Annotated in this window: 11 protein-coding genes and 1 pseudogene; 5 read left to right on the forward strand and 7 right to left on the reverse strand. The window is 68.5% G+C overall.

Annotation, left to right across the window (positions count from 1 at the left end; all coding sequences use genetic code 11):
- Window positions 1-103: 103 nt before the first annotated feature.
- Window positions 104-1,912 carry a phosphomethylpyrimidine synthase ThiC gene (gene thiC, locus J0695_RS00620; RefSeq protein ID WP_206958976.1) on the reverse strand — a complete coding sequence of 603 codons (1,809 nt, stop codon included), beginning with the start codon at window positions 1,910-1,912 and terminating at the stop codon, window positions 104-106.
- A gap of 183 nt (window positions 1,913-2,095) precedes the next feature.
- On the opposite strand from thiC, the gene J0695_RS00625 reads away from it, so the two are divergent.
- Window positions 2,096-3,463, forward strand: a complete 1,368-nt coding sequence (locus J0695_RS00625; RefSeq protein WP_206958978.1) for a YibE/F family protein — start codon at window positions 2,096-2,098, stop codon at window positions 3,461-3,463.
- 32 nt (window positions 3,464-3,495) lie between these two features.
- Here the strand turns inward: J0695_RS00625 and J0695_RS00630 are convergent, their stop codons facing one another.
- From J0695_RS00630 to J0695_RS00645, 4 genes are all read right to left on the reverse strand, one after another.
- Window positions 3,496-3,930, reverse strand: a complete 435-nt coding sequence (locus J0695_RS00630; protein WP_206958979.1) for an SsgA family sporulation/cell division regulator — start codon at window positions 3,928-3,930, stop codon at window positions 3,496-3,498.
- A 119-nt stretch (window positions 3,931-4,049) separates the two neighbouring features.
- Window positions 4,050-4,775, reverse strand: a complete 726-nt coding sequence (locus J0695_RS00635; RefSeq protein WP_307798327.1) for an IclR family transcriptional regulator — start codon at window positions 4,773-4,775, stop codon at window positions 4,050-4,052.
- A 219-nt stretch (window positions 4,776-4,994) separates the two neighbouring features.
- Window positions 4,995-5,216, reverse strand: a complete 222-nt coding sequence (locus J0695_RS00640; protein WP_206958981.1) for a DUF5326 family protein — start codon at window positions 5,214-5,216, stop codon at window positions 4,995-4,997.
- 161 nt (window positions 5,217-5,377) lie between these two features.
- A complete protein-coding gene (locus J0695_RS00645) occupies window positions 5,378-5,695 on the reverse strand; it encodes a cupin domain-containing protein (RefSeq protein ID WP_206958983.1) in 318 nt (105 codons plus the stop codon).
- A 51-nt stretch (window positions 5,696-5,746) separates the two neighbouring features.
- On the opposite strand from J0695_RS00645, the gene J0695_RS00650 reads away from it, so the two are divergent.
- The 4 genes from J0695_RS00650 to J0695_RS00665 all read left to right on the forward strand — a co-directional run bounded on the left by J0695_RS00650 (window position 5,747) and on the right by J0695_RS00665 (window position 8,900).
- Window positions 5,747-6,127, forward strand: a complete 381-nt coding sequence (locus J0695_RS00650) for a phage holin family protein (protein ID WP_206958985.1) — start codon at window positions 5,747-5,749, stop codon at window positions 6,125-6,127.
- A 2-nt stretch (window positions 6,128-6,129) separates the two neighbouring features.
- Window positions 6,130-7,248 (forward strand): cystathionine gamma-lyase, encoded by a 1,119-nt coding sequence (locus J0695_RS00655; RefSeq protein ID WP_206958987.1) that lies wholly within the window; start codon window positions 6,130-6,132, stop codon window positions 7,246-7,248.
- 213 nt (window positions 7,249-7,461) lie between these two features.
- The gene (locus J0695_RS00660) at window positions 7,462-8,358 is read left to right on the forward strand and encodes a LysR family transcriptional regulator (RefSeq protein WP_206958988.1); all 897 of its coding nucleotides are present in this window, start codon (window positions 7,462-7,464) and stop codon (window positions 8,356-8,358) included.
- A 59-nt stretch (window positions 8,359-8,417) separates the two neighbouring features.
- A complete protein-coding gene (locus tag J0695_RS00665) occupies window positions 8,418-8,900 on the forward strand; it encodes an NUDIX domain-containing protein (RefSeq protein ID WP_206958990.1) in 483 nt (160 codons plus the stop codon).
- A gap of 10 nt (window positions 8,901-8,910) precedes the next feature.
- On the opposite strand, the pseudogene J0695_RS00670 reads toward J0695_RS00665, so the two are convergent.
- Window positions 8,911-10,065, reverse strand: a pseudogene (locus tag J0695_RS00670) (globin domain-containing protein); the annotation flags it as partial.
- Window positions 10,066-10,277: 212 nt separating this feature from the next.
- Window positions 10,278-10,907, reverse strand: a complete 630-nt coding sequence (locus tag J0695_RS00675; protein ID WP_206958993.1) for an HAD family hydrolase — start codon at window positions 10,905-10,907, stop codon at window positions 10,278-10,280.
- Between the last annotated feature and the right edge of the window lie 65 nt (window positions 10,908-10,972).

Raw genomic sequence — 10,972 nt, forward strand, 5'->3', positions numbered from 1 at the left:
TACTGGTCTGTGGAGTGGCGTCGTGGGAGCGGAAGAGCAGAAGGCCCTCAAACGCCGGCGTCCCCCGAGCACATGCGCCGGGGGACGCTGAGAACTCATAGCCTCACTCTGCGATAGGCAGATACACCCGGTTGCCATGAGCGGCGAACTCGGCCGACTTGGCCATCATCCCCGCCTCGATGTCCTCGTCCGAAGCAGAAGAGAGCAGGTCAGGGGCGAACTGCTCGGTGATGCTTCTACTGATCTTCATCGAGCAGAACTTGGGCCCGCACATGGAACAGAAGTGCGCGGTCTTCGCCGGCTCGGCGGGCAGCGTCTCGTCGTGGAACGACCGTGCCGTGTCCGGGTCGAGGGCCAGATTGAACTGGTCCTCCCAGCGGAACTCGAAGCGGGCGTCGGAGAGCGCGTCGTCCCAGTCCTGGGCGCCCGGGTGTCCCTTGGCCAGGTCCGCCGCATGGGCGGCGATCTTGTAGGTGATGACGCCGGTCTTCACGTCGTCACGGTTGGGCAGGCCGAGGTGCTCCTTGGGCGTGACGTAGCAGAGCATCGCCGTGCCCCACCAGGCGATCATCGCGGCGCCGATGCCGGAGGTGATGTGGTCGTAGGCGGGCGCCACATCGGTCGTCAGCGGCCCCAGCGTGTAGAACGGGGCTTCCTCGCAGATCTCCTGCTGGAGGTCGATGTTCTCCTTGATCTTGTGCATCGGGACGTGTCCCGGGCCCTCGATCATCGTCTGTACGTCATGACGCTTGGCGATCGTGTTGAGTTCCCCGAGGGTCCTGAGCTCCGCGAACTGCGCCTCGTCGTTGGCGTCCGCGATCGACCCGGGCCGCAGCCCGTCGCCGAGCGAGTACGTCACGTCGTACGACGCGAGGATGTCGCAGAGCTCCTCGAAGTTCTCGTACAGGAACGACTCCTTGTGGTGCGCCAGACACCAGGCCGCCATGATCGAGCCGCCGCGCGAGACGATGCCGGTCTTGCGGCGTGCGGTGAGCGGTACGTAGGGAAGCCGGACGCCCGCGTGGACCGTCATGTAGTCGACGCCCTGCTCGGCCTGCTCGACGACCGTGTCCTTGTAGATCTCCCAGGTCAGCTCCTCGGCCCGGCCGTCCACCTTCTCCAGGGCCTGGTAGAGCGGCACGGTGCCGATCGGGACGGGGGAGTTGCGCAGCACCCACTCGCGCGTGGTGTGGATGTTGCGCCCCGTGGACAGGTCCATGACCGTGTCGGCGCCCCACTTCGTCGCCCAGGTCATCTTGTCCACCTCCTCCTCGATGGAGGAAGTGACCGCGGAGTTGCCGATGTTGGCGTTCACCTTCACCAGGAACCGCTTGCCGATGATCATCGGCTCGATCTCCGGGTGATTGATGTTGGCGGGCAGCACCGCCCGGCCCGCCGCGATCTCCTCGCGTACGACCTCGGGGGAGACGTTCTCGCGGATCGCGACGTACTCCATCTCCGGGGTGATCTCCCCGCGCTTGGCGTACGCGAGCTGGCTCACCGCGCGTCCCTCACGTCCCCGCCGGGGCACGCGCGGACGGCCGGGGAAGACCGCGTCGAGGTTGCGCAGGCCCCCGCGCGGCGAGGTGTGCTTGATGCCGTCGTCCTCGGGGCGGACCGGACGGCCCGCGTACTCCTCGGTGTCACCGCGCCCGACGATCCAGTTCTCCCGCAGCGGGGCGAGACCGCGCCGTACGTCAGTGTCGACCGTGGGGTCGGTGTACGGGCCTGACGTGTCGTACAGCGTCACGTCGTTCCCGTTGGTGAGGTGCACCTGACGGACCGGCACCCGCAGATCGGGGCGGGATCCTTCCACGTAGCCCTTGTGCCAGCCGGGCGTGCGCCCGGTCGTTACGGCCGCTTCATCCGTCTTGTCCTGACTGACGGCAGGCGTGTGTGCATCTGTGGTCATGAGACCTACTCCCTACGCCGGCATTACCCGGTAACAGGTTCGGCGGTCGGCGCAGCTGATGTGCTGTCAGCGCCCTCTCAGCCCGGTGCTCCGAGCTCCCGCGTGTGCAAAGGTGCCCCCACGCTAGCGTCATGTCTGGCGCGGTGACCAGAGGGCCCCTCCCGTTCTTGCGATGATCGGGCCGTGACTTCTCCCCACGACGCGCCCGAAACGCACGGCCACACCCATAGCCACGGCCCCGCGACACCCGTGTCCCGGCACCTGCGCAAGGTCATCGCGGCGGTGCTGATCCCCTTCGCCGCGGCCGTCGTCGTGGGTCTGGTGGTGCTGTGGCCGGGCGGTGCGCCCTCGCACGCCCGTACCGGTGTCGGCTTCGACCAGCAGACCCAGCAGGCCAAGGTCACCGGCCTGGACAAGGTCGACTGCAAGGCCGTGCACGCCGAGCAGAACACGTCGTCGTCCGCGTCCGCTTCCGCGTCCTCGCCTGCCGACTCCTCGGCCGGGACGTGCGAGAAGGCGACCGTCGAGGTCACCACCGGCAAGGACAAGGGCCGCACCTTCACCACGATCGTCCAGCCGGACTCACCGCGGCAGTTGCACCAGGGGCAGAAGGTCGTCGTCGCGTACGCGCCCAACGCGCCCCACGACCTCCAGTACTCGGTGACCGACGTGGACCGCAAGGTCCCGATGGCGCTGCTGGCCGGGATCTTCGCGCTGGCCGTGGTCGTGGTGGGCCGGATGCGCGGGGTGATGGCGCTGGTCGCGCTCGCCGTCTCCTTCGCGATCCTCTCCCTCTTCATCCTCCCGGCGATCCTGCACGGCGAGAATCCGCTGGTCGTGGCGGTCGTCGGGGCGAGCGCGATCATGCTGATCGCGCTCTATATGTGCCACGGCCTCAGTGCCCGTACCTCGGTCGCGGTCATCGGCACCCTGATCTCGCTGCTGCTGATCGGGCTGCTCGGCTCGCTCTTCATCGGCTGGGCGTATCTGACCGGGAACACCGACGACAACACCGGTCTGATCCACGGCCTCTATCCGGAGCTGGACATGAGCGGTCTGCTGCTCGCCGGCGTCATCATCGGATCGCTCGGTGTACTGGACGATGTGACGGTCACCCAGACCTCAGCGGTGTGGGAGCTGCACCAGGCCGATCCGACGATGGGCCCGCGGGCCCTGTACCGCGCAGGCATCAGGATCGGCCGCGACCACATCGCCTCCGTCGTCAACACCCTGGTGCTCGCCTACGCGGGCGCGGCCCTGCCGCTGCTGCTGCTCTTCTCGATCGCCCAGAGCAGCGTGGGGCTGGTCGCCAACAGCGAGCTGGTCGCCGAGGAGATCGTGCGGACACTGGTCGGCTCGATCGGTCTGGTCGCCTCGGTCCCCGTGACCACGGTGCTGGCAGCGCTGGTCGTGTCCGCGGACCGTACGGGATCCAAGGCCGCCACAGGAGCCAAGGGCGCCACGGGACCCGAGAGCGCCATGGGGCCCGAGGGCGCCACGGCCCCCGTACGCGGCGGAAAGGGCGGCGGGGGCCGTCGGCGCAAGCGCTGAAACGCCCTCGGAACGGTTCAAACTCCTTGCCGCTAGCCCGCGTTCTCCTCGGCGAGAATCCGGCCCAGCGCCTCTTCCAGATTGCCGTCGAAGTCACCCTGCGTGCGCTCCTGGCCAAGCGGCACGAGCTTGTCCGTACGGTCGAGGAAGGCGATCAGCGGAGCCGTTCCCGCCTTGAAGAGCGCCCGGTCGTCGCCTACTTGGAGCCGGATGTGGACATCGGCCAGCGACTCGGGATCGGTCGGCGCGATGTGCACATCACCGTCCCCGGTAGGCGCGTTGATGCCGTCGAGAAGCAACTCACGGCCGAAAGCCCAGGTCACAGGGGAGTCCCCGGGCAGATGGAAGGTCATCCGGATCGCATAGGGGTCCGGTGCCTCGTACCGGAGCTCCACCGGGATCCGGAACGAGAGCTCCTCCGAGACGAGAAAGCTCATCATGACCTCTGCCTGAACCGAATCGCGCATGTGCCTATACCCCGCAGTGGATGCTGTGTTGAACCAGAAGATTTGGCTGGGAATCTTCCCCCATGGCCCTCTTGACGCAATCGTGCTGTAAGCGCTACCAGATCACAAGGAGTGATATTTCAGATACTGATAGAGAACGCCAGCGTGTGCAGCAGAGTTCCGACCTCGGAACGTAGTTGCTCGACTGCGGGGCGGAGTCGGTCCGCCTGGTGTGCGGGGAGAGAAATGGCCATGGTCGCGGCGGCGGATCCAGCCGTGATCGGGATCGCCGCACAGACCGTGCCCAGCGCGTACTGCTCCCGCTCCACGACGGGTTGCATGCGCTCCATGGAGGCCAGCCGCTCCAGGAGGGTGGCCCTGTCCCGTACGGAATTCCGGGTCAACGGCCGCACCGGATGGCGGTCCAGGTGGTCCTTGCGGGCCTTCTCGTCGAGCTGGCTCAGCAGGCACTGCCCGATCGCATGGGCATGACCGGTCTCACGGAAGCCGGCCCACTCCTCGACCGCGGGGGCCTCAGGGGTGTCGGAGACGGCGACGAGCTCGATCTCACCCTCGCGGTAGATACCGAAGTAGACCGGGACCCCGATCGCGTCCCGCCAGTGCGAGAGCGAATCGACGATCGTGGTGCGACGTTTCTGCAGCGCTCCACCGCCCGCCAGCCGCTCGGCGGCGGGCCCGTAGACGAAGACACCGTTCTCCCGGCGCAGATAACCCTCGTGGGTCAGGGTGCGCAGCAAGTGGTACGCGGTCGGCAGGGGGAGCCCCGCCTCGCGTGCGAGCTGTTTGGCTGGGGCTCCGTCGACATGAGAGCCCACGGCCTCCAGCAGTCTCAGAGCCCGCTGCACCGACCCGATCAGAGTGGGTACAGCGGTTTGAGGCGTTGGCGTCGTGGCCAACTGGTCACCCCCAGGCGTGGACACCGCCACCCGCAAACCGCAGGTCACAGCGGTTCCGGGCCTTGGTTCCCAGGGGGCAGCAGAGAATTGCCACTCTAACCGGAGCCTCGTTGCGGGCGAGGGGGAAAGCCGTTTCCATTCCCTCACCCGGGCTAACGGCCGTACGGGCTACCAGTCGCTGCGGGAGTCCGAGGAGGAGGACATGAACTTCCGTACGACGTAGATCAGTCCGCCGACCAGAGCGACGAACACCAGCGCCTTGAAGAGCAGGGCCACCACGAAGCCGATCACCCAGGTGATCAGGGAACCGAACACGACCAGAGCGATGACGGGCACCGCGACCCACTTCACCCACCACGGCATCCCTGCGAATATCTCCCGAACCGCCATCGTCCCTACCTCTTCCTGATGCCTGCTGCCTGATGTCTGCCGGCCTCTTGGCCTGTGCTCTCGATGCTAGAGCCGGCAAGGGTGGGAACGGGGCCCTCGCAGCCCTTGAACTCCCCTGACCCGACCCCTACGGGACCAGGCCCTTTTCGAAGGTCCTGCCCTCAGCCCTCAGGCGGAGAGAAGACCACCAGGACCCGCAGATCCTCCGAGATGTGGTGGAACTTGTGCGCCACCCCGGCCGGTACGTAGATCACCGAACCCCGCGCGACCTGCGTCGTCTCCACCCCGACCGTGATCGAAGCACGGCCGCTGGCCACGAAGTACACCTCGTCCTGGGAGTGCGGCTGCTGAGGGTCGGCGGCGCCCGCGTCCAGCGCGTACAGCCCGACCGACATGTTCTTCTCGCGCAGGAACTGCAGATACGCACCGTCGTTGGCGGCGCGCTCCGCCTCCAGTTCGTCCAGCCGGAATGCCTTCATCGTGCGCCCGCCCCTGCCCTTGTACCGATCACGTCTGCCACGATCAGACACATGAAGAATTTCGTAGTCAAGACGGTCGCCAACGCGGCCGCCCTCCTGGTCGCCATCTGGCTGATCAAGGGCATCACCCTGACCGGCGACTCCACCGGCGGCAAGATCCTGACACTGGTCATCGTGGCGCTCGTCTTCGGCCTGGTGAACTTCCTGGTCAAGCCCATCGTGAAGCTGCTCACGCTGCCGCTGTTCATCCTCACGCTGGGGCTGATCACGCTGGTGGTCAACGCCCTGATGCTGATGCTGACCTCCTGGCTGGCCGACAAGCTCAGCCTCGACTTCCATGTCGACGGCTTCTGGTCCGCGGTCCTCGGCGGCCTGATCATCGCGATCGTGTCGTGGGCGATGCACATCATCCTGCCCGACGACAAGGACTGAGCATGAGGGACGGGACGCGGGCCGTACGCGCCGGACTGCCCGAGCCGGTGCAGTACGAGCCCGCTCTCCCCGGGCCGGTCTTCGCCGCCCACTACCACCTGTCGGGCGAGCCCACGGGTCCGTACACCTACGGCCGGGACACCAACCCGACCTGGACCCACCTCGAAGCGGCCATCAGCGAGCTGGAGTCACCGGGGGAGCCGGCCGAGACCGTCACCTTCGCCTCCGGGATGGCGGCGGTCTCCGCGGTGCTGCTCTCCCAGGTGCGCGCGGGCGACGCGGTGGTGCTTCCCGACGACGGGTACCAGGTGCTGCCGCTGGTACGCGAGCAGTTGGAGGCGTACGGCGTCGAGGTGCGCACCGCGCCGACGGCGGGGAACGCGCAGCTGTCCGTACTGCCCGGCGCCAAGCTGCTGTGGATGGAGACGCCGTCCAACCCCGGTCTCGAGGTGTGCGATGTACGGCGGCTGGCCGCCGCGGCGCACGCCGCCGGGGCCCTGGCCGCCGTCGACAACACCCTCGCCACGCCGCTCGGGCAACGGCCGCTGGAGCTGGGCGCCGACTTCGCGGTGGCCAGCGGCACCAAGGGCCTCACCGGCCACGGAGACATCCTGCTCGGCTATGTGACCTGCAGGGACGCGGAACTGGCGGCCCGGGTGCGGAAGTGGCGCAAGGTCATCGGGGCGATCCCCGGACCGATGGAGGCCTGGCTCGCACACCGCTCGCTGGCCACCCTCCAGCTGCGCGCCGACCGGCAGTCTGCCAACGCCCTGGCTCTGGCCGAGGTGTTGGCGGGGCGGCCCGAGGTGAGCGGGCTGCGCCACCCCGGACGCTCGGGCGACCCCTCGCATCCGACCGCCGCGGCCCAGATGCGGCGCTTCGGCTGCGTGGTCTCCTTCGTACTTCCCGACCGTGACCGTGCCGAGCGGTTCCTGGCGGCGCTGCGCCTGGTCGACGACGCGACGAGCTTCGGCGGCGTACGGTCCACTGCCGAGCGGCGCGGGAGGTGGGGCGGGGACGCCGTGCCGGAAGGGTTCATCCGCTTCTCGGCCGGGGTGGAGGACACCGAGGACCTGGTGGCTGATGTGCTCCGGGCGCTGGACGAGGCGGGCCCGCAGTAGCAGCCCTACGCAGGACGAACGGTCCGAGCCTCCCCCCTCATGGCTCGGACCGCTCCGGTTCCACGCGCGAAGAACCGCCTCACCAAGGCTAGTTGACTCTGCGTCAGTGTCCAATCACAGTAGCAACAGAGACCTATCGACATATTTATCGTTGGCGTGTGCGGACGGCCTCCGGAGATGCCGTCGAGGTGGACAGGACGGGAGGGCAGGGACATGGATCTCGCCCTGCTCCGTACGTTCGTCACCGTGCACCGTGCCGGGTCCTTCACCCGCGCCGCCGCGCTCCTAGGGCTCTCCCAGCCCGCGGTGACCAGCCAGATACGCACACTGGAGCGCCAGTTGGGCCGCCCGCTCTTCCTCCGCCAGGCCCGCGGCGTCACCCCGACCACCATCGGCGACGAGCTCGCGCACCGGGCCGCTCCCCATCTGGACGCCCTGGTCGAGATCGCCGGGACCGGCCTCGCGGAGGAGCCGGGGTCGCGCACCCTGCATCTCGCGGGCCCGCCCGAGTTCACTTCCGTACGCGCCCTGCCCGCGCTCACCGCCCTCGTCTCGCAGGGCCTCGCGCTCCGCGCCACCTTCGGGAACGCCGAGGAGACCCTGGAGGGGCTGGCCGCGGGCCACCACGACCTGGCCATCGCCACGGTCCGGCCGCGCGGCGGGCTGCTCACCGCGGTCGCGCTCTGCGATGAGGAGCATGTGCTGATCGCGTCCCCGCGCTGGGCCGCCCGGATCGGCCCCGGGGTACTGCGCCACCAGGGGCCCTCCGTACTGCGCGAGCTTCCCGTGGTGGAGGTCCACGAGTCGCTGCCGCTGGTCTCCCGCTACTGGGCCGCGGTCTTCGACGCCCGGCCGGCCGCGGCGGGGACGGTCGTGGCGCCGGATCTGCGGGCGGTGCTGCAGGCGGCGATGGCGGGCGCCGGCCTCGCCGTACTGCCGCGCTATCTGTGCGAGGAGGCCCTGGAACGGGGAGAGGTGGTGGCACTGCTCGATCCGCCGGTGCCACCGCTGCGCACCTATTTCCTCATCGTCCGCACCGGCACGCTCGCGCTGCCGCACATCGCGCGGGCGCATGAATGGCTGCTCCGTGCTGCCGCCGACTGGTCCTGACAGATGTTCGACGGCGCCCCGGGAGTTTCGGAACGGGCCGCACGGGCCACTCTCTTGCCATGACCGAACGCCCTGTGGTCAAGCGCACCGCACGCGCCATCCTGCTCGACGGCGCCGACCTCATCCTCATCAAGCGCACCAAGCCCAGAGTCGATCCGTACTGGCTGACGCCCGGCGGCGGAGTCGAACCGGAGGACGCCACCGTCATCGACGCCCTGCACCGCGAGGTGGACGAGGAACTCGGCGCGAAGGTCACCGATGTGGTGCCCTGCTTCGTCGACACCGTGGAGCACATCCCCGAAGGAGGCGGTCCGACCGGTGTGAAAGTGCAGCACTTCTTCGTCTGCCGCCTGGAGTCGATGGATCTGACCCGGCGGCACGGGCCCGAAGTCGACGAGCCCTGCGGGGAGTACGAGATCGTCCGGGTGCACTTCAGCCGGGTCGGGATCGCCGCCGTCCATCTCGTCCCCCTGTCGCTGCGGCACTACCTGGACGGCAACATCGAGGGCGTACGAGCCATGCAAGCGCCCGACCTGGGCTAGGAGTGTCCCCCTAGTCGCCGGCCGCGACGAGCTCTTCGATGCCGTCATGACGTATCCGCTCCGAGGGGACGCCGACGTTGCGCAGTGCGTCCAGGCTGCTGCGGATCATTCCGGGCGGCCCGGACAGGAACGCGTCGTAGGAATTCCAGGGCCCGTACTCCCGCACCACGTCGGGCAGTTGGGTGCCGCTGTCCACCACGGTGCGCACCTCCAGCCAGGAGTGCGCCTGCTGGAGCCTGTGCATGGTGTCGATGTCGTACAGGTCGTGATTACTGCGCGCCCCGTAGAACACCTCCACCGGGCGCCCCCTGCCGTGCTCCGCGACATCCTCGACGAGCGCCTTGATAGGCGCTATCCCGGTGCCGCCGCCCAGGCAGAGCATCCCGTTGTCGGTGGTGTGGTCGACGGTCATCGAACCGGCGGGCGGCCCCAGCCGGATGAAGTCGCCGGGGCGGGCGCGGTGGACCAGGGAGTTGGAGACCCAGCCTGCCGGAACCGCCTTGATGTGGAAGGAGAGCAGCCCGTCGGAGCGGGGCGCGGAGGCGAAGGAGTAGTGCCGCCAGATCCGCGGCCACCAGGGCGTCTCCAGGCTGGTGTACTGGCCGGCCAGAAAGGGGTACGGCTGGTCGGGCCGGACGGTGACGACCGCTATGTCGGGCGTTCTCAGATCGTGCGAGACGACCTCGGCGTACCACCAGGGCGGTGTGTGGAGTTCACTCTCGGCAGCCGCGTCGATCATCACCTGGGACATCAGGGTGTACGCACGGACCCAGGCGCCCTGGGTCTCGGCATCCCAGGTTCTCTCCGCGTACCGGGTCAGCGCCCCGATGAGGGCTTCACCGACGGCCGGGTACTGCTCGGGCGTGGTGCCGTACTTCCGGTGTCCGCGGCCCAGATTCTGCAGATAGGCGACCAGGGTGTCGGTGTCGTCGAAATGGTCGGCGGCGGTCAGCAGAGCCTTCAGCAGCCGGTCCCGCTGGGAGTCCATGGCGGCCGGGAACAGCGCCCTGACCTCGGGGTGGGCGATGAACAGCAGCGCGTAGAAGTACGAGGTGACCTTGTCCGCGACGGGCGCGATCTCCTCCAGGGTGCGGCGTATGAGCAGGGCATCGCGGGAGACGCCGAGCGGATCCGGCTCGGGTTCAGGGGCGGGCTCCGGAGGCGGGCCCATGGACCAGCCGCCATCGGCCGACGTGGTGGTCGGAGCGTCCATACCCGTGCCTCGCCTCAGAACCTCGGCCGCCGTTCCCGTGGTCGGAGGCTCTCAGGTATCCGGGCCTCTTGGGACAAAGAGCCGGAAGTCCGGGTCGCGGCCGTCGCTTTGCGGTTAGGCTCCAGTGCTCTGTGTCAGCTGCCCTGCATCCAGGTGACCGGTACTCAACTGCCCTGCGTCAGCGCGTAGGCCTCGCGAAGATCGCCGCCGGCGTAGGTGTGTGTGGCAAGACCGGAGACATGGTGGTCGGCATTGACCGCCACCGACACCGGTACCGCGCCGAAGAGGTGCACGTCCGACATCGAATCCCCGTACGCGACACAGTCGTCCCGGCCGACTCCGAACTCCGTACAGAGCCGGTCCGCCACGAGCACCTTCGCGGCAGGGCTGAGGATTCCCGCAGGGTCCACAGGGCGGGTGAACGGCACCTCGGGGAAGCGCGAGCCGTGCGCCGCATGGGCTCCCCAGCCGAGCAGCCGCTCCACGAAGAACGACGGCGAGAGCGAGATGACGGCGCAGTAGTCCCCGCGCTCCCGTATCTCCCGCCACACCTCCTGGATCCCGGCCAGCCACGGCGCCGTCTCGAAGGCGGCCGCCACATGCGTCACGGTCAGATCCACCCACAGGGCGTGCGCACGCAGCGCGTACTGCGGCGGGTCGATGAGGCCGGTGGAGAGCTCCCGTTCCAGCTCACCGATCTCCTCCAGCAGCCCCAACTGCCGGGAGATCTCCACCGGTGCCGCCGATCCGCGTATCAGCGTGCCGTCCAGATCAAAGAGATGAAGTCGCGCCATGTGCGCCGACGCTAGTACAGAGGGTGTTTCACGTGAAACCGTCGCCCGGCCTCCCGCCCGGCCTC

Source organism: Streptomyces beijiangensis, from assembly GCF_017315755.1.
Lineage (GTDB): Bacteria > Actinomycetota > Actinomycetes > Streptomycetales > Streptomycetaceae > Streptomyces > Streptomyces beijiangensis.